Source organism: Neobacillus rhizosphaerae (genome assembly GCF_050477885.1).
Taxonomy (GTDB): Bacteria; Bacillota; Bacilli; order Bacillales; family Cytobacillaceae; genus Neobacillus; species Neobacillus rhizosphaerae_A.
On sequence record NZ_JBCNAC010000105.1, the window covers coordinates 1 to 22,960 of the forward strand.

23 protein-coding genes and 2 riboswitches are annotated in these 22,960 nt (G+C 39.4%); of the genes, 13 read left to right on the forward strand and 10 right to left on the reverse strand.

Annotation, left to right across the window (positions count from 1 at the left end):
- Positions 1-119: 119 nt before the first annotated feature.
- Together ABES03_RS14020 and mscL are read right to left on the reverse strand one after the other, a co-directional pair.
- A complete protein-coding gene (locus ABES03_RS14020) occupies positions 120-758 on the reverse strand; it encodes a Bax inhibitor-1/YccA family protein (protein ID WP_430117881.1) in 639 nt (212 codons plus the stop codon).
- Positions 759-806: 48 nt separating this feature from the next.
- Positions 807-1,208 (reverse strand): large conductance mechanosensitive channel protein MscL, encoded by a 402-nt coding sequence (gene mscL, locus ABES03_RS14025; RefSeq protein ID WP_430117882.1) that lies wholly within the window; start codon positions 1,206-1,208, stop codon positions 807-809.
- 154 nt (positions 1,209-1,362) lie between these two features.
- Positions 1,363-1,409: riboswitch (PreQ1 riboswitch) on the forward strand.
- An 82-nt stretch (positions 1,410-1,491) separates the two neighbouring features.
- Between mscL and queF the strand changes: the two genes are divergently transcribed.
- On the forward strand, positions 1,492-1,992 hold the full coding sequence (gene queF, locus ABES03_RS14030; protein WP_309866633.1) for a preQ(1) synthase: 501 nt from the start codon (positions 1,492-1,494) through the stop codon (positions 1,990-1,992).
- Positions 1,993-2,058: 66 nt separating this feature from the next.
- On the opposite strand, the gene ABES03_RS14035 is transcribed toward queF, so the two are convergent.
- On the reverse strand, positions 2,059-3,561 hold the full coding sequence (locus tag ABES03_RS14035; protein ID WP_430117884.1) for a LuxR C-terminal-related transcriptional regulator: 1,503 nt from the start codon (positions 3,559-3,561) through the stop codon (positions 2,059-2,061).
- A 256-nt stretch (positions 3,562-3,817) separates the two neighbouring features.
- Here ABES03_RS14035 and ABES03_RS14040 point away from each other — a divergent pair, with 256 nt between their 5' ends.
- The 3 genes from ABES03_RS14040 to ABES03_RS14050 are packed head-to-tail and all read left to right on the forward strand — an operon-like array spanning position 3,818 to position 5,981.
- Positions 3,818-4,393, forward strand: a complete 576-nt coding sequence (locus ABES03_RS14040; RefSeq protein ID WP_430117886.1) for a DUF6230 family protein — start codon at positions 3,818-3,820, stop codon at positions 4,391-4,393.
- Positions 4,394-4,408: 15 nt separating this feature from the next.
- Positions 4,409-4,795, forward strand: coding sequence for a DUF6114 domain-containing protein (locus tag ABES03_RS14045; RefSeq protein WP_430117888.1), 387 nt, complete (start codon positions 4,409-4,411; stop codon positions 4,793-4,795).
- 13 nt (positions 4,796-4,808) lie between these two features.
- A complete protein-coding gene (locus ABES03_RS14050; RefSeq protein WP_430117890.1) occupies positions 4,809-5,981 on the forward strand; it encodes a hypothetical protein in 1,173 nt (390 codons plus the stop codon).
- Between the two features lie 42 nt (positions 5,982-6,023).
- On the opposite strand, the gene ABES03_RS14055 is transcribed toward ABES03_RS14050, so the two are convergent.
- On the reverse strand, positions 6,024-7,256 hold the full coding sequence (locus ABES03_RS14055) for an aminopeptidase (protein WP_430117892.1): 1,233 nt from the start codon (positions 7,254-7,256) through the stop codon (positions 6,024-6,026).
- A 360-nt stretch (positions 7,257-7,616) separates the two neighbouring features.
- Positions 7,617-8,888: an MDR family MFS transporter gene (locus ABES03_RS14060; protein ID WP_430117894.1), complete on the reverse strand. Its 1,272-nt coding sequence runs from the start codon at positions 8,886-8,888 to the stop codon at positions 7,617-7,619.
- A gap of 430 nt (positions 8,889-9,318) precedes the next feature.
- On the opposite strand from ABES03_RS14060, the gene ABES03_RS14065 reads away from it, so the two are divergent.
- Entirely contained in the window at positions 9,319-11,508 is a 2,190-nt protein-coding gene (locus ABES03_RS14065; RefSeq protein WP_430117896.1) for a DNA topoisomerase III, read from the forward strand.
- A gap of 333 nt (positions 11,509-11,841) precedes the next feature.
- Positions 11,842-13,368 carry a histidine ammonia-lyase gene (hutH, locus tag ABES03_RS14070; protein ID WP_430117898.1) on the forward strand — a complete coding sequence of 509 codons (1,527 nt, stop codon included), beginning with the start codon at positions 11,842-11,844 and terminating at the stop codon, positions 13,366-13,368.
- Positions 13,369-13,402: 34 nt separating this feature from the next.
- On the opposite strand, the gene ABES03_RS14075 is transcribed toward hutH, so the two are convergent.
- On the reverse strand, positions 13,403-13,612 hold the full coding sequence (locus ABES03_RS14075; protein WP_430117899.1) for a hypothetical protein: 210 nt from the start codon (positions 13,610-13,612) through the stop codon (positions 13,403-13,405).
- 146 nt (positions 13,613-13,758) lie between these two features.
- Between ABES03_RS14075 and ABES03_RS14080 the strand changes: the two genes are divergently transcribed.
- A complete protein-coding gene (locus ABES03_RS14080) occupies positions 13,759-14,136 on the forward strand; it encodes a DnaJ family domain-containing protein (RefSeq protein WP_430117900.1) in 378 nt (125 codons plus the stop codon).
- A gap of 593 nt (positions 14,137-14,729) precedes the next feature.
- Here the strand turns inward: ABES03_RS14080 and ABES03_RS14085 are convergent.
- Positions 14,730-14,870 carry a hypothetical protein gene (locus ABES03_RS14085; protein WP_430117902.1) on the reverse strand — a complete coding sequence of 47 codons (141 nt, stop codon included), beginning with the start codon at positions 14,868-14,870 and terminating at the stop codon, positions 14,730-14,732.
- A gap of 264 nt (positions 14,871-15,134) precedes the next feature.
- Here ABES03_RS14085 and ABES03_RS14090 point away from each other — a divergent pair, with 264 nt between their 5' ends.
- The 3 genes from ABES03_RS14090 (at position 15,135) to ABES03_RS14100 (ending at position 17,527) form a co-directional block, all read left to right on the forward strand.
- Entirely contained in the window at positions 15,135-16,103 is a 969-nt protein-coding gene (locus ABES03_RS14090; RefSeq protein ID WP_430117903.1) for a carbohydrate kinase family protein, read from the forward strand.
- Entirely contained in the window at positions 16,100-17,014 is a 915-nt protein-coding gene (locus ABES03_RS14095; protein WP_430117904.1) for a pseudouridine-5'-phosphate glycosidase, read from the forward strand. Before ABES03_RS14090 ends, ABES03_RS14095 begins: the two co-directional genes overlap by 4 nt.
- A 261-nt stretch (positions 17,015-17,275) precedes the next feature.
- Positions 17,276-17,365: riboswitch (cyclic di-GMP riboswitch) on the forward strand.
- Positions 17,366-17,395: 30 nt separating this feature from the next.
- Entirely contained in the window at positions 17,396-17,527 is a 132-nt protein-coding gene (locus ABES03_RS14100; RefSeq protein ID WP_430117906.1) for an anti-repressor SinI family protein, read from the forward strand.
- Positions 17,528-17,602: 75 nt separating this feature from the next.
- Here the strand turns inward: ABES03_RS14100 and ABES03_RS14105 are convergent, their stop codons facing one another.
- On the reverse strand, positions 17,603-17,935 hold the full coding sequence (locus ABES03_RS14105; RefSeq protein WP_430117907.1) for a helix-turn-helix domain-containing protein: 333 nt from the start codon (positions 17,933-17,935) through the stop codon (positions 17,603-17,605).
- 268 nt (positions 17,936-18,203) lie between these two features.
- Here ABES03_RS14105 and map point away from each other — a divergent pair, with 268 nt between their 5' ends.
- The gene (map, locus tag ABES03_RS14110) at positions 18,204-18,953 is read left to right on the forward strand and encodes a type I methionyl aminopeptidase (RefSeq protein ID WP_430117909.1); all 750 of its coding nucleotides are present in this window, start codon (positions 18,204-18,206) and stop codon (positions 18,951-18,953) included.
- A 122-nt stretch (positions 18,954-19,075) separates the two neighbouring features.
- Here the strand turns inward: map and ABES03_RS14115 are convergent, their stop codons facing one another.
- Positions 19,076-19,303 carry a DUF1128 domain-containing protein gene (locus ABES03_RS14115; RefSeq protein ID WP_430117910.1) on the reverse strand — a complete coding sequence of 76 codons (228 nt, stop codon included), beginning with the start codon at positions 19,301-19,303 and terminating at the stop codon, positions 19,076-19,078.
- A gap of 228 nt (positions 19,304-19,531) precedes the next feature.
- On the opposite strand from ABES03_RS14115, the gene ABES03_RS14120 reads away from it, so the two are divergent.
- Together ABES03_RS14120 and ABES03_RS14125 are read left to right on the forward strand one after the other, a co-directional pair.
- Positions 19,532-19,903, forward strand: a complete 372-nt coding sequence (locus ABES03_RS14120; protein WP_430117912.1) for a YtxH domain-containing protein — start codon at positions 19,532-19,534, stop codon at positions 19,901-19,903.
- A 13-nt stretch (positions 19,904-19,916) separates the two neighbouring features.
- Positions 19,917-20,753: a YihY/virulence factor BrkB family protein gene (locus ABES03_RS14125; RefSeq protein ID WP_413302813.1), complete on the forward strand. Its 837-nt coding sequence runs from the start codon at positions 19,917-19,919 to the stop codon at positions 20,751-20,753.
- A 232-nt stretch (positions 20,754-20,985) separates the two neighbouring features.
- On the opposite strand, the gene ABES03_RS14130 is transcribed toward ABES03_RS14125, so the two are convergent.
- Complete coding sequence (locus ABES03_RS14130; RefSeq protein WP_430117913.1) at positions 20,986-22,902, reverse strand: heavy metal translocating P-type ATPase; 1,917 nt, start codon at positions 22,900-22,902, stop codon at positions 20,986-20,988.
- Positions 22,903-22,960: the final 58 nt, after the last annotated feature.

The window sequence follows — 22,960 nt, forward strand, 5'->3', positions numbered from 1 at the left end:
CTACGTGCCCGAAATGGATACGAGAAAAAGAAATGAGTAACGTAGAAATAGTCTACGTGATAAATCAGGTACTAATAAAGTAAAAGGAGCTTGGATTCGATCCCAAGCTCCTTTTACTATTAATCTTTACTTGAGAGGATACCCAAGATACGAAGAATGCTAATGAATAGGTTAATAAAATCAAGATATAAGTTTAAAGCCATTAATGGTACTTCTTCTGCTCTTACACCATAATGTTTCATTCGGCTGATATCGAAAAGCACATAACCACTAAATACGACTACACCAATAAAGGAGTAAGCCAGCATACCCGTTGAACTTAACGGGAAGAAAATATTAAAGATGGAGATGGCTACTAAAGCAAGCAAGGCAGCCAGCAAAAATCCACCTAAAAACGAGAAATTACGTTTTGACTTTGCCGCATAAATTGAAATACCCGAAAAGACAACGGTAGTACTTGCAAAGGCCATAACTACTACATTTGCTCCTGATGTCGCTAAGTAATGAGCGACGATTGGATAAAGCGTGATCCCCGAAATAAAGGTAAAGACATAAAGGAATGAGTACGAGATGGCTTTTTTTCGTCTAAAAAAGAATGCAGCCATAAGCATCACAAATTCTACAATCATTAATGGGATAAAGAGTCCCGGTGGTACTACAAACGCACCAGCCATCGTGCCTAAGAAAGCGATAGCAAGCGATAGAGCAAACGTCCGTAAAACGGATGGCATAAACTCAGTAGATGTTTGAGTATACAAGTTTTTCACCTCTAAATTTATTTGTTACTAGAATATACGTACAAGAGGTCAAGATGTTTCATTTTTTCTTAAAATATCTCGATCTTCTTTTAATAAGTCGCGTATTTCAGCTAAGAGTTCTTCTTGGCGGTCGACTTTTACTACAACCGCAGCTGGTTCCTCTTTCTTTTTAAAGCGATTAATGAATTTTACAAATAGGAAAATAGAGAAGGCGATAATAAAGAAATCCACTACATTTTGGATGAATTGTCCATACTTTAGTTCGGCCCCCCCTATTTTTACCATAAGGCTCGTAAATTTCACGCCTCCTAGGAGTAGTCCTACCAATGGCATAATGACATCGGCAACAAGAGATGAAACAATTTTTCCAAATGCTCCCCCGATAATAACCCCGACTGCTAAATCAATCACATTGCCCTTCATGGCAAATTTTTTAAATTCGTCCCACACAGCATATTTCCTCCTTCATTTATACTTACTATTATTGTACCTTTATAGCTGTGCCTTCTCAACTCATCCTTGTCTTCCCATAAAATGCTGATTGACAGTGAGCGCAAAATTATCTATAGTTACTATGAAATTAATTACATGGATACCCGAATACTGGGGAGAGGTTCATAGCAGACACCCTCTATAAAAAACTATGGAAATGGAGAATTCAACCATATCCTTAGGATATGGTTTTTTATTTCTTTCTTATAGTTATAACCGGGTTATATAAGGAGGACTAACAATGGCAGAAGGAAGAACAGAGGCTGAATTAGAAGGTGTAACATTACTAGGAAACCAAGGAACAAAGTACTTATTTGAATACACGCCAGAGGTTTTAGAGGCGTTTGATAATAAACACCCAAACCGTGATTACTTCGTAAAATTTAATTTTCCTGAGTTCACAAGTCTTTGTCCAAAAACAGGGCAGCCGGACTTTGCAACGATTTATATCAGTTATATCCCAGATCAAAAGATGGTTGAAAGTAAATCTCTTAAGCTCTATCTTTTCAGCTTCCGCAATCATGGAGATTTCCATGAAGATTGTATGAATATTATCATGAATGATTTAATCAAATTAATGGATCCTCGTTACATTGAGGTATGGGGCAAATTCACACCAAGAGGCGGAATCTCCATTGACCCTTACTGCAACTATGGAAGACCAGGTACGAAATACGAGCAAATGGCTGATCACCGAATGATGAACCATGATTTATACCCAGAAAAAATCGACAATCGCTAAATTTCGGGACAGTCCCCCGGTGCGTTAATGCGTTAAAAGGAGCAGCTGCTAGAAGCTGCTCCTTTTTTATGAAATTAGCTTCATTTTTATGGCCTTAACAGCAGCATCTGTACGATTTTTAGCTGCTAATTTTTGAATAATAACGGATACATAATCTCTTACGGTATAGCTGCTCAGATGGAGTTTTTCAGCAGCTTCATTGATAGAAGCACCCCCGGCTATCAGTTGTAATACCTCTTTTTCACGCATGGTTAAGACAGAGTGCGTCCCGCCAAATTGCTGAAGGGCTTCATCCCATATAGAATACAACAATTCCCCGGCATAATGCCCAAATTTGATGAGCGTCGATAAGGTTTGCATGCTGATATCAAAATTTGAATTTTCACCTTGATCTAATAGTGCAATCCCAAGCAGTTTGCTTTTGGTGGGAACGAAGATAGGTAACACCACTAAGGAGCGAAGTTGAAATTCATTTACATATTTTTTTGGTAACACCTCTAAGGCGTTAGAAAAGTAAAGCGGCTGCGAATGGGTTAGCGAGTTTAAATATTTTTCTATTAAGGAGAGTCCTAATATTTCTTCTTGGATTTGCTGCACAGAAGGAATGTTGACATTATAGCCCGAAACGCCAATCCCTTTATCTTCGTAATGGTTATACAAAAACAAGCCACAGCGACTAAACGGCATATAATCGACTAACCCCTTTGTAATCGCCTTTACGGCATCATCCACGCTCCGTGCACGTAACAAATGCTGTAAGAAGAGGAGGGAACCATCCTTCCATTCCATCCTGCTCTCAAGCTGTTGGAGTTTTAACTGTCGAAGATACATACCTCTAATAAAATCACATTGATGCTCTGTAATCTTCGTTCCAGGATCCCGAACACAAACAAGTAACACATCATTCAGACAAGGAACTTGAACAATGTCAGTCTCCTTCTCGCCTGTACCGATTAGTTTATTTATCGCTGATGATAGATGGCCAATTTGGCTGGTTTTTAAATTGGAGCACATGTCGATTAAGTGGGTGTCTACAGCATAATCGTCTGAACAAACAATACTTTCAATTTGGTAATTCTCCAGATCCTTTTTAACCACAGCCGCCCACTTCATGGGAATAATATTTGTGGTGATCATATTTTTAATCCACTTTTTATTTTGTTCCTCCCAGCTTTGTGTTAACAATGCCTGATCCATCAATCGCGAAAAAAACGATTGAATGGCCTGGTGGTCAAGAAAAGTGGCTGCTGATTTTTCTGCTAGAAGCTTATGAAATATATTTTCAATCGTTGAGACGAGAGAAATAGAATCGGATTCATTGTATTCGGTCGAAAATCGATTTTGCCATTCTGTGAGGATCGAATGGATGAAGGTATCTGCATTTGGAGCTTTTCCGGCTGAAACCTTCTTTAATGCTATTTGAATCATCGTATCAATTTCATCTACTAAATGATCGTTTTGAATTTTTAATGTAGGTTGAAGATTCCTCCATTCCATCAAGAATGGCTCTTTCAGTTCAAGTAAGAGGGTCAGTCCCTTTTGTACAAGCTGTTCGATTTTATGCTTCATTTCATCCACCTCCGTAACAAGTGTTTTTGTTCCGCTCCAATCAACAGTGTGCCAAAATCACCAATGAGCATGAACGTATCATTGTTAAATAATACGAAGAAAAAATTTCCAATATGTCCGTAGTAAAAAATTGTACCCGACATTTGTCGGGGGGCTCTTTTTTTTACGATATTTTCCGTGATTGTAGGAGGATACCTTAGATAGTATTGTAAAGGAAAGGTTGTTTATTGAAAATTGGGAAAATAGGAGGGGTTTCATGGAAAGCACGATTCAGCTTGTTGAGGGTACCACAAGTAAAAAGGTTTTTTGGTCAGCATTAGGAACAGGAATCATAGCTCTAGTCCTACTTTTAGTATCATTTGGAATATCTGGGGTTGCCTATGCTGTTCCTATTGCTGGTGTAGGGGACTTTTATGTAGAGTTTGATAAATTAGTAGGAAATGGCTATGTTTTTTACCCGAAAATGGGAGAAACAAGCTCTTCTGATTCCGCGCCACAAGGGACTAATTTAATCGAAACTTTAACGATCGACAATCTACAGCTATACAAGGACTTCCAAGTTGGTGGTGAATGGATCCGGGTTAAAATTACTGCCTCCAAGCCAGTACAGATTACTGGATTGCAGCATGATGCCGGACTTATTGAAGCCAACGCCAAATTTCAGAACTTAGTACTCCAGGAAAAGCATAGCGATGACTGGCAAAAACAATTCCGGCAAACCTCTTCTAAAATTACGTTAGAACATGCCAAATTAAAAACTCATTACTTGTTTCAAAAGACGATAAATATGAACGGAATGAGATTAACAGTTGAAAAGATTAATAAGAAATAAAGAGGAGGGACTTGGATGGCATTTAAAAAGTGGAGAAAAAAGCGGCCGCTAGGGGGAGCAGTGATTACCATTCTTAGTGGTCTGATGATCTCGTGGGTCCCATTAAACCTTTATCTCAGTACATTTCTTCCTGGCTCCATAGCCATTATCGGTTTATTGTTTGGCGGAGTTATTACTTTGTTAGGTATCGTTGCCCTATTTTTTCCAAATGCATCTAAAATACTAGGAATCTTTACTATTTTTCTATCAATTCTCTCAGTGATTGGGGCATTGGGAGGCTTCCTGTTTGGAACCCTTTTTGGAATTATCGGAGGGGCGTTATTAATGGCATGGCGTCTTGCTCCCGTTCAAGTGAAGGCAGCACCTACAAACAGAGTTGATGAGACGGTTCATACTGTCTAAAGGGGAGCAAACTATGTGGTGGAAAAGCAAGTATTTCGTTATAAACATTTGTATCCAGCTATTGTTTTTATCATTCTTCCCTTTTAGCTCCGATGCAAAGGCTGAAAGTACAGCAAATGAAGGCTTTGTAATTGAAGCGGACCGTGTTGTTGGGTCGGGTATGACGGCTTCCATTGTGAAGCGGGAAACGTCTGAGCGTGATCAGAAGCCCATGCTGCGATTCCACTATAAATCTGCAGTCATCTATGGAATGAGATTAACGAAGCAATTAGAATCTTCCAATGGCCCAGTTACGATTACCTTAAAAGCAAAAGGTCCCGTCACTGTAAAAGATATGACAGTGGATACAACGGCTATTTCATTTAAAGGAGCATGTGTGAAGGCTTCAGAAATCGTCCCAGAGCTTGGGATGGAAAATGTGGTTATGAATGCTCATTATATGGAATCTGAAAACAGTATTATTGACCAGTTAGTCCTAAACACAGTGGCTGGTAAGCAGGGGGCTCCTCATCCAGATCAGAGTAAACTTTTACAAGATTTAAGTATGTTACCTATCAATCAGTTAGATAAAGAAATTGAAAAAATATCAAATGGACATTTGCCTCTTACGTGTGAGGATGGTGGAAAGGGAGAAGAATCTTCTGTTAGCATCGGAGGTGTCACCGATCCACTTTCGGATGTGGTTGGCGTAGTGACAAAGCCACTGGAGCCTGTATTGGAGCCACTAGAGCCGGTGTTGAAACCGCTAGAACCTGTGTTGAAACCACTCGAGCCAGTCCTAAAGCCGCTAGAACCGGTGTTAAAACCGGTAGAGCCTGTTACGAAACCGCTTGAACCAGTCTTAAAACCAGTGGAGCCAATTGTAACAGGTACAAAAGAAAAGGTTGATCAAGTCGTTCAAACGACGTGCGAGCAGTTAAAGAATGCCAATGGAGTCATCACAAAGGAATTGGCATTGGATCTGATTGATGAAGCCATTTCGAAAAAGTTACCTTTGAATTCAATCTGTCAGGATGATACAACACTAACTAAAGAACTTCAAAGCTGGGAAAAGAGCCTACTAAGCTCACTTGGACTAGTAGATTTATTAGGAAAGGTATTAAATGTGGACCCTGTCCAGCAGCTAAAGAAAATACGTGAAGAAATAGCTAAAGAAAAAGAAGGTGCGATTGTGTATTCTCAATAAAAAGGAGGATGACCAATATGGTCATCCTCTCTCTATGTTAAATTAGAAAGCCCAGTTTCCTGCTCTGAAGATTGGCTCAGTTTTTCCATCGGCTGTGATACCCTCGATGTCCATTTCTGGAGATCCAATCATAAAATCTACGTGAGTAAGACTTTCATTTAGTCCGTTCTCAGCTAATTCCTCAGATGACATTTTCTTACCACCCTCGATACAGAAAGCGTAGGCACTTCCGATCGCTAAATGATTCGAAGCATTCTCATCAAATAAGGTATTAAAGAAGAGAACATTTGATTGGGAGATTGGTGAATTATAAGGGACTAACGCCACCTCACCAAGATAATGTGAACCTTCGTCAGTTTCAACAAGACGCTTCAAAATCTCCTCGCCTTGTTCTGCTTGGTAACCAACAATTCGTCCGTTCTCAAATGTGATCGAGAAACGGTCAATGATGTTTCCTGCATAGCTTAATGGCTTCGTGCTTGCAACCGTACCATTGACACCCGTTCTTAATGGAACAGTGAAAACTTCTTCAGTTGGCATATTGGCCATGAATTCGAAGCCCTTTTCATTGATGCTTCCAGCACCAACCCAAATATGTTTCTCAGGAAGTTCAACCGTTAGATCTGTACCTGGAGCTGTATAGTGAAGCTTTTGGTAGCGTTTCTCATTTAGGTATTTTACCTTTTCATGGAGAGTCTCGTCATGCTTTTTCCAAGCATCCACTGGATTCTCTACATCCACGCGTGTAGCTTTGAAAATCGCATCCCAAAGTTTGTTTACTTGGTTTTCAGCTGGTTCATCAGGAAAAACCATAGCTGCCCAAGCTGGGGACGGCGCGGCAATAACAGTCCAGCTTACCTTATCTGATTGTGCAGCTTTACGATAATTCGCTAAAGCTTTTCCAGCAGCTTTGTTGAAGTTGGAAATACGTTCTGGGTTAACGCCACTTAGCAAGTCTGGGCTTTGGGAAACGACCGACATAAAGGCAGCACCCTTTTCTGCAAGTTCATCCATTTCCTTTGCACGCCAAACAGGGTACTCAAGAAAAGCCTCATCCGGAGCTAAATCGTATTTTGTTCTTGTAACCGTATCATCGTTCCAGTTGACAATGACGTTGTGAGCACCTGTTTCGTAGGCTTTTTTCACCACTAACCGAATAAATTCTGCCGCATCAAGAGTTGCATTGACCACCAACGTTTGGCCTGGTTGAATATTTACACCGACTTTAACAGCAAGCTCAGCATATTTCTCAAGGTTCTTTTGAAATTCACTCATATGTATGTCTCCTTTTTCAGAATCTTCCTATATTGTATCGTTTTTCTTTGGAAAAAGAAACCGATAACAAAATGCAACTGGAATCTATTTACAAAAAAACAGTAGAGACATTTAATCTCTACTGCAACTTGCTACCGTATACTTTTATATTAAAATAAACACCTGCTGAAAATAACACTAGAAAAGTAATGATTCCTGATACTGAGGTTGGAGACATGAACTGTGACAATTCCATACATTCCACCGTCCTTATATATTAACCGTTTACAAGTTAATTATAATATTAAAAGAGGTAGATGTGAACATTTTAGTACAATTTTTCGAAACTTATTTGAACATAAATAAAAAAATGGGACCTGTTTACGATCCCATAGAGGTAGCTTTTTTTTCAAAAGAAACAAACATAATCCAATACAGTACCGCACTTGCGAGGGCAAGAATACAAAGAACGAAAAAGGTCCAGTCATAGCCAATCCACACGGTCATTGGAATGGCAAGCGGAGCAATGGTCCGGCTGACCGTAAATCGCAAGCTGGCTGCCGCAAAATACTGACCCCTCATATGCTCAGGGGCTAGCTTTGAAACGAAACTTTGCTGCAGTCCTGCCCCCATTAATTCAGCAAACGTGAAAATAGCCATTGCTAAGATTAATCCCCATATCCAATGTGTTTGACTGAAAATGACGATGGAGATGGCGTATACAACGGAGGAGAGAACGAATACATTTCTTTCATAATATTGATCCATCCACTTTGTCACAAACACCGTTAATAAGGCAACGAGCAAGCCATTCTCGGCAAGGACAATTCCAAATACCTGTTCAGCCTTAATCGTAAACGACCAATCACCGACAGAAAAGAGTGTTTGATTTTTTACGAAATCCTTTATATAAACAGGGATTAGCAGGTCCAGTTGCATAAACGTCTGCCCAGCCAAGACTCCTGCAAGGATAAATAACAGGAAGGTCTTATCCTTAATGATGAGGGAATAATCCCTCAGTTGATTGAGTAAAAAGTAATACCACTTTCCGTCGCTAGAAAGAGCAGTATTCTGTTGAATCGGTGCTGTTTCTCTAATCATTTTGGCAAGAATCAATCCAAACAAGATGCAAACGAGTCCAGCAACAAGTAACAACTGAAATCGGTAGTGGACATAAAAAATGGAACCTAGTATAGGCCCGACCACAACGGCAATATTAATCGATGTATAAAAAATGGCAAAAACACTACTTCTATGTTTTTCCTCAACGACATCTGCTATCATCGCCTGGCTCGCAGGCCAGTAAAAGGAACCAAAAACCCCTGCAACCGCGAACGATATAAATCCAATCCATGGGGAATGGAGCCATGGAGAGCTTGCCGCAGCAAATACTAAGAAGGAAAGCCCCTGACCGATTGCAGAAAGAACCATCATCCGTTTTCGTCCAAATCGGTCTGCACAATATCCGCCCATCAGGTTCGCAGCCACAGAGAAAACTTGAGAAAAAACTAATAATAATCCTGCTTTATTTTTACCGAATTCATCAGCAAAGTAGATGGTTAAAAACGGGAAAAACATCCAAAAGGTAATATTCATCATGGCTTCACTATATAAGCGAACCTTTAAATTTGGGTCCCAATCTCTAATTCTCATGTTGAATCCCCATTTCTCTATTTCATGTCAATCCATCATACTATTCTCATGGAAGGAAATTCAAGAAAAAAGTAGGTGAAAAAATGTGTATCTACAGTGAGCCTGAGAAAAACTTAAGCGGGAGAGTGGACAGTGACTGTTGGCCACACTAAAAAAGCTTATATGGGAACTGTGAGGAGTGCACAGTTCCCGTACCTCTGACAAAAGGTGTTGCATGGGAATTGTGAAGAGTTCACAACTCCTGTGACCGCATTAAAAATGCTTGCATAGGAACTGTGAGTAATGCACTGTGCGTGTAGACCCTAAAAAAGAGTTTGAGTGGGAACTGTGAGAAAAGACTATCAACATTATGAATAGAGGTTGAGATACTGAATCCAGTTGGTACGTATGCTATAGTTAACTTACGAAAACTTGAAAGGATGTTTTAAATTTGGTCAAAAGTGTAGTAATTGCTGAAAAACCTTCTGTCGCACGTGATATTGCACGTGTGCTTAATTGTCATAAAAAAGGAAATGGATTTCTTGAAGGCGATAAATATATCGTTACCTGGGCACTTGGGCATCTAGTCACCCTTGCTGACCCAGAAAATTACGATGTGAAATATAAAACATGGAAATTAGAAGATCTGCCTATGCTCCCTGAGCGCTTGAAATTGACCGTCATTAAGCAGACTGGAAAGCAGTTTCATGCTGTTAAAAGTCAGCTGATTAGAAGTGATGTTAATGGAATAATCGTAGCTACAGACGCTGGGAGGGAAGGAGAATTAGTTGCACGTTGGATTATTGATAAGGTAAAAGTCAATAAACCGATTAAACGTCTATGGATTTCATCTGTAACGGATAAAGCGATTAAAGACGGCTTTGCCAACCTGAAACCTGGTAAAGCATATGATAATTTATATGCTTCAGCAGTCGCACGTTCAGAAGCTGACTGGTACATCGGTCTGAATGCAACACGTGCATTAACCACCAGGTTCAATGCCCAACTGAACTGTGGTCGTGTTCAAACCCCAACTGTTGCGATCATTGCAGCACGTGAGGAAGAAATCAAAAACTTCAAAGCACAAACCTATTACGGCATTGAAGCCCAAACTACAGACCAATTAAAGCTGACTTGGCAAGATGCAAAAGGGAACAGCCGAAGCTTTGACAAAGAAAAAATGGATACGATTGTGAAAAAACTGGGGACCAAAAATGCCATTGTAACGGAAATTGAGAAAAAGCCAAAGAAGTCTTTTTCTCCAGGTCTTTATGACTTAACAGAATTACAGCGCGATGCCAATAAAATATTCGGCTACTCTGCTAAAGAGACTCTAAATATTATGCAAAAATTGTATGAACAGCATAAAGTTTTAACGTATCCGCGTACAGATTCACGCTTTATCTCAGCAGATATCGTTCCAACGATCCCTGAACGACTTAAAGCATGTGGAATAGGCGAATATCGTTTACTAACAAACAAGATTTTAAAAAAGCCAATAAAGCCTACTAAATCTTTCGTAGATGATAGCAAAGTATCCGATCACCATGCGATTATTCCAACGGAAGGATACGTGAATTTTTCAGCATTTACGGATAAAGAACGTAAAATTTATGACCTAGTGGTTAAGCGCTTTTTAGCAGTATTATTCCCTGCATTTGAGTACGAACAATTAACTCTTCGTGCGAAAATCGGTGAAGAAAACTTCGTTGCTAGAGGAAAAACCATTCTATCGTTGGGTTGGAAAGAAGTGTACAATAATCGACTTGATGATGACGATAATTCAGATGATCTGAAAGAGCAAATATTACCTCGTATCGAAAAAGGTGATACATTAAACGTAAAATTAATCGCTCAAACTTCAGGTCAAACTAAGCCACCGGCAAGATTTACTGAGGCGACATTACTTTCAGCGATGGAAAATCCTACGAAGTATATGGATACACAAAATAAACAACTAGCAGACACCTTAAAATCGACTGGTGGACTAGGGACTGTTGCGACACGTGCTGATATTATAGAAAAGCTATTCAATTCATTCTTAATCGAAAAGCGTGGCAATGACATTCATATTACATCTAAAGGTCGTCAATTGCTGGATTTAGTTCCAGAAGAACTAAAATCTCCTACTTTAACGGCTGAATGGGAACAGAAGCTTGATAAAATCGCTCAGGGCAAGTTGAAAAAAGAAGTGTTTATCAGCGAAATGAAAAACTACACAAAAGAAATTGTTTCTGAAATTAAAGCCAGTGATAAGAAATATAAGCACGATAATATTTCCACAAAATCTTGTCCAGACTGTGGAAAACCAATGCTTGAAGTAAACGGCAAAAAAGGTAAAATGCTCGTGTGCCAAGATCGTGAATGTGGACATCGTAAAAATGTCGCACGCGTTACAAACGCACGCTGCCCACAATGCCATAAAAAGCTAGAGCTTCGTGGCGAAGGAGCTGGCCAAATTTTCGCATGTAAATGTGGATATCGAGAAAAACTAACTGCTTTCGAAGCACGCCGCAAAAAAGAATCTGGTGGTAAAGTAGATAAACGTACAGTACAAAATTATTTGAAAAACCAGCAGAAAAATGAAGAACCTGTCAATAATGCGTTGGCGGAAGCATTAAAAGGCTTGAAGTTCGATTAACCATAATTACCGGAGGGCTATTCACGAAGATTAATTATCTTTATGAATAGCTCTTTTCCTATTCGAAATTAGGGATGATGTCTTCAATTCGCTATTCTGCTAAAGTGTTATCGTGCTAAAATTCAGAAAATTTAGTTGACAGATTAAGTTTTCCTCTCATACAATAGTTATAATTATAATAATAAATTTGAATGGAATGATTTTCATGAGCCATTATCAAAATACAATTCCATATTTACATTCAATTATAAAAGAGGCTGGACTCCAAATCTAAAGTGATAAGGAGTCTAGCCTCTTTCTTTATTATACTAAAGTGGTAGAGGAGCGAGAAAAATGATTACATTAACAGGTGAAAGTTTAACGCTAGATCAAATGAAGGAAGTATTATACCGCGGTCAAAAGGTTCGAGCTTCAGAGAAGAGTATGGATGCAGTTAAAAAGAGCAGAGAAGCGGTCGATCGAATTGTTTCAGAATCGAAAGTAGTTTATGGGATTACGACTGGGTTTGGAAAGTTCAGCGATGTATTAATTGATAAAAATCATGTTCAGGATCTTCAACTAAATTTAATTCGCTCGCATGCATGTGGTGTGGGGGAACCGTTTCCTGAAATTGTTTCTAAAGCAATGGTCCTTCTTCGTGCCAATGCACTACTTAAAGGTTATTCTGGAGTTAGACCGATTATTATTGAAAAACTTTTAGAGCTAGTTAACCTGGAGATTATTCCTGTTATTCCACAGCAGGGCTCCTTAGGTGCCAGTGGTGATTTAGCCCCATTATCCCACCTTGCCTTAGTATTAATTGGGGAAGGGGAAGTTTTTTATAAAGGAAATCAAATGGAGTCTATGATTGCTCTTCAACAAGAAGGGATTCTCCCAGTCACATTAGAAGCGAAGGAAGGTTTAGCACTTATTAATGGGACACAAGCAATGACAGCCATGGGTGTGGTTGGTTATCTAGAAGCAGAGCAGCTGGCGTTTGAAAGCGAACTGATCGCTTCTATGACAATGGAAGGATTAAATGGCATTATTGATGCTTTTGCGGAAGAAGTTCATGTAGCAAGGGGCTATAAACAGCAAATTGATACAGCGAGAAGAATTCGTGGTTATTTAAGTGATAGTTTATTAACAACGCAGCAAGGTGAATTAAGGGTACAGGATGCCTATTCCTTACGCTGTATTCCACAAGTTCATGGTGCATCATGGCAGGCTCTTGATTATGTAAAAGAAAAATTAGAAATAGAAATGAATGCAGCAACAGATAATCCGTTAATTTTTGATGATGGGGAAAAGGTCATTTCAGGAGGAAATTTCCACGGGCAGCCTATTGCTTTTGCGATGGATTTTATGAAAATTGCGGTTGCGGAATTGGCTAATATTTCAGAGCGCAGAATTGAACGCTTAGTGAATCCACAATTAAATGATTTACCGGCATTCCTAAGCCCACAGCCTGGTTTACAATCAGGTGCAATGATTATGCAATATGCGGCTGCGGCACTAGTATCAGAAAATAAAACACTAGCACATCCAGCGAGTGTGGATTCGATTCCATCCTCAGCTAACCAAGAGGACCATGTGAGTATGGGAACCATTGCCTCTAGGCATGCGTATCAAATCATTCAAAACGTAAGAAGAGTTTTAGCGATTGAACTCATCTGTGCCATGCAGGCGGTTGAGATTCGCGGAATCGAAAAAATGGCTACTCAAACGAAAGGATTCTATGAAAAGGGACGCGAGCAGGTAGCTTCCATTAAACAAGACCGCGTGTTCTCAAAGGATATCGAAAAAGCGGCAAAATGGTTAAAAGAAATTGAGATTTCTCATTTTATAAAAGAGTTCAGTGTGGAAAAAGAACAATATTAATGGGCAATGGAAAAGGCGTGAAAACTCACGCCTTTTACTCTGTCTGATCCTGTTCAGATAGCAAGCGGGCAGTATCGCCACGATATTCTTCTTCATTCTCGACTCTATTTTTAAATGCTTCTCTTACTACTAGGAATTCTTCATCCCCAACTGCTTCTTTTCCTTTTTTCTCCGTTAAACTATTTTGTGGAAAATCACCAGGATGATTCTTGTTCTTATGGTTAAAATGTTCTCCGCGTGACAAAATCAACACTCCTTTCATCTACGCATGTAGCATGCCCAAAACTTCGTAAAATAATTACTGAATGAACTAGGTTGCCATTTTAATTATCAGACGTGACTTGATATACTTAACATAGGGAAAATGGTAATAATAAGGAGGTCTAAAGCATGGATTTGTTTCACATTGTCTCAGAAGACCGCATAAAAAAAGCTTATCAAGATGGTGAATTTGAAAATCTGCCAGGATTGGGTAAACCTTTGCAATTAGAGGATTTGTCGGGAATTCCTGAGGAGCTCCGTATGGCCTACAAATTGCTGAAAAATGCAGGATATACCCAGGAAGAAGGTCAGCTGCGGCAAGAAATGATGACAATTGAGGGTTTAATGAAGAAATGTGAAGATACCAGTGAGAAGGAAAGCCTCCAAAAGAAATTAAATGAAAAACTCCTGCGGTTTAACCAACTGATGTCCAAACGAGGGGTTAAAACGAACTCCGCCATTTTTAAAAACTATGAGCAAAAGGTGCAAAAGAAAATAAAATATTAACATAATAGGTTTTTACGTGCTCGTGGTGGGTGCAAAGAGAGGTACCGATCACGCAGAAGAGTTTTCTACATGCCCGAAGAGATGGTGGAAAAGGCGAAGCGGTAACGTAGAAGAGGTCTACGTGACCGAAGAAAGGCAAACCGGTCACATAGAAGGTTTCTACGTGACCGAAGAGGTAGTGGAAAAGGCGAACCGGTAACTTAGAAGGGGTCTACGTTACCGAAGAGGTAGTGAAAAAGGCGAACGGGTAACGTAGAAGAGGTCTACGTGACCCAAGAGGTAGTGGAAAAGGCGAAGCGGTAACGTAGAAGAGGTCTACGAGCCCGAAGGGGTTGTGAAAAAGGCGAACGGGTAACGTAGAAGAGGTCTACGTGACCCAAGGGGTTATAAAAAAGGAGAACGGGTAAGTAGAAGAGGTCTACGTGACCCAAGGGGTTGTGAAAAAGGCGAACGGGTCACATAGAAGAGGTCTACGAGCCCGAAGAGGTAGTGGAAAAGGCAAACCGGGCACGTAGGGTCGTTCTCCCTAGATACAAATTAATAAAGCTAACAAAAAAGCTGGTGAAAGTGGGAATCAAACACTTTTCACCAGCTTATTTTATTTCTTCCCCTGGCGACTCTCCAGTCGTGGGACCTTCTTGTTTGGCCGGTTTACACATACGGTCGAGTAGAAAACCAGCAAACACCATAAACGCAATCGGAATCGAGTAATTTAGAACATGAATCACAGTCATAACATCAAACACCACCCTTTTATTTTGAATATTATTAATATTTAGTATATTTATATGTTGTTTACATTATATGTCATCTGTCACATTTTAGACAAATTTTCTATACATAAATCCTTGTTGTTCAGCCGTGTATTCAAATAGCAAAATGTTTTTCTATTTTTTAACAGGATTTTCTAGATTGATATCGTAATAGTTATATTAAGTAGGGAATATTATGAAATTTTGACTTGCTTAACAAAGGATCTTAAGGAGTGGATGCTAACAATGAACAAACAGGAAGCAATCATTTTTGATATTCTCTGTATTGGTGGAGCGAATGTAGACCGTAAAATTCAGGCGCTTAAACAGTTGGAGTATGGAACATCAAACCCAGCCATAAGCTCAATGTCACGGGGTGGAGTAGCAAGAAATATAGCAGAAAACTCAGGCAGAATAGGTCTTAAAACTGCTCTGTTTGCTTATGTTGGCTCAGATCCTGAAGGAGAATGGCTACTAGAAAATACTAAAGATTTTGTGGAAGTAAGCCCTGCGCAAATCATACAAGGAAAATCTACCGGCACTTATACTGCCGTACTTGATCCATTAGGTGAAATGGAAATCGCACTAGCCGACATGGCCATATATGATGAAGTGAAAGATTCCATTTTTGAAGAAATATGGACGTATATAGAACAGTCAAAAATGATTTTATTAGACACGAACTTTCCAAAAACCATCATTCAACAAGTAATTACTAATTGTAAAAACTTCATGAAGCCTATTTGTATTGCTACAGTTTCTGCTCCAAAAACAGAAAAGCTCCCAGCATCCCTTGAAGGTGTAACTTGGCTGGTAGCCAATCATAAAGAGGCAGAGGCGTTATCCAACCTAGAAATCAAATCAGAAGGAGACTTCTACCAAGCGGCTGAAATCATTTTGAAAAAAGGTGTGGAGAAGGTAGTTATTACTCGAGGTGAGAAGGGATTAATTTATTATACAAAGGATGGCGAAGCGGGTGCGTTACTACCTCCTACTGTGCCGATTGTGGATGTAACAGGTGCAGGCGATTCCCTCATTGCCGGAATTTTATTTGGATATCTAAAGGGTCTAAATACCGAAGATTCTTGTAAAATTGGTCTTTCGTGTTCATTGATTACCATAAATTCAAATGAAACGGTAAATCCCGAATTAAACCAGCAAACCTTACTTGAAATCTATCAGAAATACTTCAGTAAAGGGGTCACCAAGCGATGAACCAAGAATACCTGTCCTTTTCAGAGGAAGTACTTGAAGCCAAAAGAGAAGGTAAGCCAATTGTTGCACTAGAATCGACGATTATTTCACATGGGATGCCGTACCCTCAAAATGTAGAGACGGCAAGAGAAGTAGAAGAAATTATCCGGCAAAATGGCGCTGTACCAGCAACCATTGCTATCATTAATGGGAAAATCAAAATCGGTTTATCTGAAGAGGAATTAGAATTTTTAGGCACAAGTAAGGAGATCATGAAAGCAAGCCGGCGGGACCTCCCCTACTTAATCGCAGCACAGAAGCATGGGGCCACAACGGTAGCAGCGACCATGATTTGTGCACAAATGGGCGGTATTAGCGTGTTTGTGACTGGTGGTATTGGCGGTGTTCATCGTGGGGCAGAAGTAACAATGGATGTTTCAGCTGACTTGCAGGAATTAGCAAAAACAAATGTAGCAGTCGTTTGTGCTGGAGCAAAATCAATTCTTGATTTAGGTTTAACGTTGGAGTATTTAGAAACCAACGGAGTGCCCGTCATTGGTTATCAAACAGAGATTTTGCCAGCTTTTTATACGAGAACAAGTCCTTATAAAGTAAATTTCCGAGTGGATTCCCCAGAAGAAGCTTCGGCATTAATGAAGGCTAAATGGAATTTAGGTCTAGAAGGTGGAATCGTCATTGCAATTCCCATTCCAGAACCCTATGCTATGGATGAAGATTTAATCAATAAGGTAATAGAAGTTGCTTTAAATGAGGCCAAAAGTAAAGACATTCATGGTAAAGAGGTCACACCATTCCTCTTAAGCAGGGTAAAAGAGCTAACAGAAGGGTCAAGTTTAGAAGCAAATATTGCACTAGTAAAACATAATGCCAAAATAGGTGCTCTTATTGCAGCAGTAAAAGGCGACAAATAATCATACATTTTAAAGGGAGGATTTGACCTAATATCCTTCCTTTTTTAATTTTTTCTAACGAAAATGGAAGTAAAAGGTATTTTTTGTAGAAAAATAGGATAATTTGTGTAAAAAAATTGTTCGAAAATTATAAAAAAAAGACAAAAAACAACAACCTAATATAAAAGGACTAGATATAATGAAAATATCATTCAGTATTAAGTCATTTTACCTAAACAAATAGTAGAAAAATGAAAAAATGCAATACTTAAGTTGTGGTCGAACAGAAAAGGGCAAACCTGTTGAAAAGTAGGGACGCAAAGCCGAGGATCTAAGGCAGGCATTTCTTGCTAGGATGGCCGGGTTACCTGGAATACTATGTGTATTTTAGGGGGAGAAAAAATGATAATTGCAGAGAGAGACGTGGATGTAATTGATCAGGAATGGATGGCTCTAATATTAGAAGCAAAGGAACTTGGCTTATCTATTAAAGATGTTCGTGAATTCCTTCACCAAGATGGTCAAAAGAACTAACTGTGTACATATTTAAAAAGCATTCTACAGAAGAGTTTTCTTTTGTAGAATGCTTTTCTTCTTTATAGAAAAAAATTATTCGTTACTATTATTTTGATTTATTCTCCACTTATTAAATTCCAGGAAGTCACGAAATTGTTCTTTTGAAACACCTGATCCCATTGCTTCTTTAACTAAGTTCATCCATTCACTGTCTAAATCATCTTTATTAACTTGTTCATGGATTAAATGTTCAACGGGTAGATTTAAAACGGCTGCAATTTTCTCAAGAAATTGTATAGATGGATTTTTTTGCAGATTTCTCTCAAGAGAGCTTAAATAGGACTTAGCAACTCCAGCTTGCTCTGCAAGTTCGGAAAGAGACATCCTCTTTTCTAAACGAAATTTTTTTACGCGGTCACCAATCATTCCATTCACACACCTATTAAACATATTTATACGTTAATTCTACCAAAAAGAATGAAAAAGTACCATATTAAGAACGAAGGAATATGACAAAATAGTGAATCTAATAACTTGATTATCCAGAAAAACCCATTAGCAACAAGTTCTTTTGAAAAAATGGCGGATTCGAGTTAATATTAATAGTGTTTCCAAAAGTGAATGTAGCTAAAACTTTTTATGCGAACCGTTAAGCTTTCTATACATAAAAATAATCAAAAAGGCAGGGAAAAGAATGATTGTCCTGAAATCACAACGTGAAATTGATGCGATGAAAAAGGCTGGAGAAATCCTTGCGGCCTGTCATCAGGAAATTGCTAAATTAATTAAGCCAGGAGTAACCACATGGGAAATTGACCAGTTTGTCAATAAATTCTTAAGCGAACACAAGGCAACACCCGAGCAAAAGGGGTATAAAGGATATGAATATGCAACATGCGCAAGTATCAATGATGAAATATGCCATGGCTTTCCAAGAAAAGAGCCATTAAAGGAAGGAGATATTGTTACGATTGATATGGTAGTCAATTATAATGGTGCCTTAGCGGATTCTGCGTGGTCTTATGCAGTAGGCAATATCTCCAAAGAAACAGAGCATTTATTAAAAGTGACAAAGGAAGCATTATATAAAGGTATTGAGCAGGCGGTTGTAGGCAATCGAATCGGTGATATTGGTCATGCGATCCAAACCTATGTGGAAAGTGAAGGTTTATCGGTTGTTAGAGACTTTATTGGACACGGCATTGGGGCTGTTATTCATGAGAAACCGGATGTTCCCCATTACGGGCTGCCAGGAAAAGGGGCTAGAATTAAAGAGGGAATGGTCTTTACAATCGAGCCAATGGTAAATATCGGTCAATATCAAACTAAGATGGATACAAATGGCTGGACCGCCAGAACTGTTGACGGGAAATATTCAGCACAATATGAGCACACACTTGCCGTTACTAAGGATGGCCCAATCATCTTAACAGAGCAAAAATAAAGAAAAGACTGACTCAAACCAAAGAGGTCAGACCCCACTGGTACATATCAGGGTATCGATGTCAATGATACTCTAATGTGGCCTAGCGGGATCAGACCCCTTTTGAGTCAGTCTTTTTTTATTTATTTGTTTTTTCGCAGATTACCTAATTCTTCGACTAACGCTTGCATTTCATTAGGACTGAAGGAGTTCTTTTTTTGTACCATTTCATAAATTTCTTTTAATTCTTCGTACATTTCTTCATCAAAGTGAGAAGATTTAATAGCCCCAAGGTTCAATACTTTTAATTTTTCTTTTATTTGTTCAATCATATATTCCACATTTTCAATCGATTTTTCTGATAGATTCATCTCGGTCACCCTTTCCGAATTCATATATCCCATCTTTTCATGTTAAAAATGATCTGTCAATATAATCTTCTCTTAAATTCAAACGATTAATCTCGTAAAAGAATGGGTATAAAAGAGTACGCGGACTTGCATAGGAAACGGAGATAACGCAAAATAAACGTAGGGAATCTTTGGCATTATTTTTTAAAAAAGATGAATGATAATTACTAGGATTAAGGAGAGTTTAATATGACAAAGAAGAATCAATTTTGGAGGGGCATGCTGATCGGTGCAATCGCCGGTGGAGCCATCAGTTTATTAGATAAACCAACCCGTCAGGCGATGAAGGAAAATGTCTTAAAGACGTCTAGAAAGGTATCCTATATTGCGAGAAACCCAGGTAAAATTGCCGATAAGGTGAAGGGAACGGCATCTAAACTTAAGGAAACCTTTGAACAAGTGAGTGAGGATATCGCCTATATTACGGACAAAGTGGACGAGTTACGTGAACTAACACCTCAGGTGACGGACATCATTAAAGAAACGAAAGAGACATTCTCTAAGAGTGACGAAGATGACTTATTAAGGGATGTAGTAGGAGAAGAGATTATTAACAAATAGAGGGAGGAAGGAAATGGACAAAGCAGCGAATATACGCTCATCTTTGCTAAAATTACTTTGGCACAGGATTGAAGAAGACGATCTTCCTGGATTAAGTGCGCAATTGGCCTATTTTTTACTACTTTCTTTGTTTCCACTCCTCATCGTAATATTTACTCTATTGCCATACATACCTTTTCCGCATGAGGATATGCTGGGGATGATCAGAGACTTTGCACCGGCAGAGGCAATCAATCTGATCGATAAAAATGTAAATGAAATCATGAACCATCGTAATGGTGGACTTTTATCATTTGGAATTATCGGGACTATTTGGTCCGCATCCAATGGAATTAATGCGATTGTGAGAGCTTTCAACAAAGCTTATAACGTAAAGGAAAGCCGTTCCTTTATCGTGGCAAGAGGAACAGCTATATTCTTAACCTTCGGGATGATTTTTGTTTTTATCCTTGCACTTATCATACCCGTATTCGGTAGAGAAATAGGTCTGTTTCTTTTTTCGCAATTAGGTTATACAACAGAATTTATTAAGCTTTGGAACGCCTTAAGTTGGCTAGTGAGTGCAATCATCCTGTTTCTCATTTTCACAGGCCTTTACTGGATTGCACCAAATGTAAAACTAAAATGCCGCAGCGCCTTTCCAGGAGCAGCTTTTGCCACCGTTGGCTGGATCATTTCTTCCATTGGCTTATCCTTTTATGTTGGAAATATTACTAACTATTCTCTTACTTATGGCAGTATTGGTGCCATTATTGTGTTAATGATTTGGTTATATATCTCCGCTTTCATTATTATTCTGGGCGGGGAAATCAATGCTTTTTATAGTGAAAAAAATAAAACAAATTGCTAATACTTTCCCTTCATGAAAATACTCCTTCTGTTCAAACTATGATTGAAGGGCAACCCCATAGCAAGGGAGGGTAAAAGCGATGACCAAACATACGAAAAAAGATGGCGGCACAAAGCAAAAAGGTAAGGGTAGTAAAGGAAATAAAACATCTGGATCAGCCAATGGTTCGAACGGCTACCACTAATGAAAGAAAGGAGGCTGACGTTGAGTCAACCTCCTTTTCCTTTGCCACTTAAGATTTTAACAATCTTAAGCTGTTCAGTATAACAAGTATCGTACTTCCTTCGTGACCGATGACGCCAAATGGCAAATCGAGAACTTGGAAAAAATTAGATGAAATGAGGAGCATGATTACAGAAATCGAGAAAACAACGTTTTGTTTAATAATTCTGTTCATCCGCTGCGACAGATTGATGGCCTCGGCTATTCGTGGTAAATCATTTTTCATCAACACAATATCCGCTGTTTCTAGGGCCACATCCGTGCCTTCTCCCATAGCAATACCGACATTGGCAATGGCTAAGGCAGGGGCATCATTAATGCCATCCCCTACCATCGCTACTGTAGTATACTTCGTTTTTAATTTTTTTAGATGTTCCACTTTTTCCTCTGGTAGGCATTCTGCAAACACTTCATCGACATGACTTTCATCAGCAATTGCTCGGGCTGTTTTTTCACTGTCACCGGTAAGCATTACCGTACGGATCCCTTGTTTCTTAAGATGGTCGATTGCAAGCTTCGTTTCTTCACGTACAACGTCCTTTAAGGCAATCAACGCACTAAGCTCTCCGTTAATTTCGATAAAAACAAGTGTGTTTCCTTGGCTTGCAAGGTCTTTTGCTTTTCCGCCTGAGAACCTGTCGACCGCTTCTTTCCCGACAAAAGCAGCCTTACCAATCTTCCATTGTTCGCCGTTAATTTCTGCCTTCACACCCCAGCCAGGAACGTCTTCAAGACTGTCTGGATGGAATAGTTCTTTCTTGGTGTTATGCTTCACGTATTTTACAATCGCTTGTGCCAAAGGATGATTGGAGTGGCTTTCGATGGAGGCAGCCTTCCAAATCAGACTTTCTTTATCTAATCCCTCTTTAACAATGACCTCGGTTACTTCTGGTTTCCCTTTAGTAAGTGTCCCTGTTTTATCAAACGCGATTGCTCCTAAATGACCTAGATTTTCTAGGTGTACTCCGCCTTTAACCAAAATTCCGTGTTTGGCTCCGTTAGAAATAGCAGCTAGGGTAGCAGGCATAATAGATGCAACTAAGGCACAAGGGGAAGCAACAACCAATAGAATCATGGCCCGATAGAACGATTCATGCCAGCTCCAGCCTAGTAAAAAATGCGGAATAAAAAACATGACCAGTACAACAAGCAAGACAACCTTTACATAGGTACCTTCAAAGCGCTCAATGAAAAGCTGAGAAGGAGATTTTTCACTTTGTGCTGATTGAACAAGCTGTATTATTTTTTGAAACAAGGTATCATTACTTGATTTTGTTACTTCAACGGTAATCGATCCTGTCATATTCACTGTTCCCGCAAAAACTTCTGTTTGTTCTCCCTTGGATACGGGCATGGACTCACCTGTAATTGCCGCTTCATCGATATTGGTTTGTCCTTTGATAATCATACCGTCAGAAGGGACACGCTCACCGGGCTTGATTAGAATGTGATCGCCGACAGCCAGCTCTGAAACAGGGACTCGTTTTTCATAGCCATTTGATATCAATAGCGCCTCTTCTGGTTGGAGCTCCATTAAAGAAGAAATCTCTTTGTGGCTCTTATTCATTGTGTAGGTCTCAAGGGCACCGCTTACCGCAAAAATAAAGATGAGGATGGCCCCTTCTGTCCAATATCCGATGATCGCTGATCCAACAGCAGCAAAAATCATCAGCATTTCTACGTTTAATTCTTTATCCTCAAAGGTTGCCTCGATCCCTTCTTTGGCTTTAGCGAAGCCGCCTATGACAAATGCCAACAGATAGGCAACGATGGAATCAGCCCCTTGCCCGTACTGATCAAGAAGCCAGCCAGCTGCAATCAATACCCCACTTAGACCAGCGGCAATTAGTTCTGCATGTGGTTTGATCTTTTCTAAAAAGCTCGATTCCTGAATCCCCTTGCTAAGTGATTTTGCTTCTGAACTCATGTTTTCTCCCTCCCTAATATCGGTTTCTTTTACATTAGTCTGTTCTAATTGAGAGCAA

Coding starts and splice junctions, on each gene's coding strand:
- ABES03_RS14050 (WP_430117890.1), top strand. CDS start 4,809: ATGTGGTGGAAAAGCAAGTATTTCGTTATAAACATTTGTATCCAGCTA.
- ABES03_RS14095 (WP_430117904.1), top strand. CDS start 16,100: ATGAACCAAGAATACCTGTCCTTTTCAGAGGAAGTACTTGAAGCCAAA.
- ABES03_RS14085 (WP_430117902.1), bottom strand. CDS start 14,870: ATGACTGTGATTCATGTTCTAAATTACTCGATTCCGATTGCGTTTATG.
- queF (WP_309866633.1), top strand. CDS start 1,492: ATGGCAGAAGGAAGAACAGAGGCTGAATTAGAAGGTGTAACATTACTA.
- ABES03_RS14045 (WP_430117888.1), top strand. CDS start 4,409: ATGGCATTTAAAAAGTGGAGAAAAAAGCGGCCGCTAGGGGGAGCAGTG.
- map (WP_430117909.1), top strand. CDS start 18,204: ATGATTGTCCTGAAATCACAACGTGAAATTGATGCGATGAAAAAGGCT.
- ABES03_RS14040 (WP_430117886.1), top strand. CDS start 3,818: ATGGAAAGCACGATTCAGCTTGTTGAGGGTACCACAAGTAAAAAGGTT.
- ABES03_RS14115 (WP_430117910.1), bottom strand. CDS start 19,303: ATGAATCTATCAGAAAAATCGATTGAAAATGTGGAATATATGATTGAA.
- ABES03_RS14100 (WP_430117906.1), top strand. CDS start 17,396: ATGATAATTGCAGAGAGAGACGTGGATGTAATTGATCAGGAATGGATG.
- ABES03_RS14055 (WP_430117892.1), bottom strand. CDS start 7,256: ATGAGTGAATTTCAAAAGAACCTTGAGAAATATGCTGAGCTTGCTGTT.
- ABES03_RS14105 (WP_430117907.1), bottom strand. CDS start 17,935: ATGATTGGTGACCGCGTAAAAAAATTTCGTTTAGAAAAGAGGATGTCT.
- ABES03_RS14035 (WP_430117884.1), bottom strand. CDS start 3,561: ATGAAGCATAAAATCGAACAGCTTGTACAAAAGGGACTGACCCTCTTA.
- ABES03_RS14120 (WP_430117912.1), top strand. CDS start 19,532: ATGACAAAGAAGAATCAATTTTGGAGGGGCATGCTGATCGGTGCAATC.
- ABES03_RS14125 (WP_413302813.1), top strand. CDS start 19,917: ATGGACAAAGCAGCGAATATACGCTCATCTTTGCTAAAATTACTTTGG.
- ABES03_RS14090 (WP_430117903.1), top strand. CDS start 15,135: ATGAACAAACAGGAAGCAATCATTTTTGATATTCTCTGTATTGGTGGA.
- hutH (WP_430117898.1), top strand. CDS start 11,842: ATGATTACATTAACAGGTGAAAGTTTAACGCTAGATCAAATGAAGGAA.
- ABES03_RS14080 (WP_430117900.1), top strand. CDS start 13,759: ATGGATTTGTTTCACATTGTCTCAGAAGACCGCATAAAAAAAGCTTAT.
- ABES03_RS14130 (WP_430117913.1), bottom strand. CDS start 22,902: ATGAGTTCAGAAGCAAAATCACTTAGCAAGGGGATTCAGGAATCGAGC.
- ABES03_RS14060 (WP_430117894.1), bottom strand. CDS start 8,888: ATGAGAATTAGAGATTGGGACCCAAATTTAAAGGTTCGCTTATATAGT.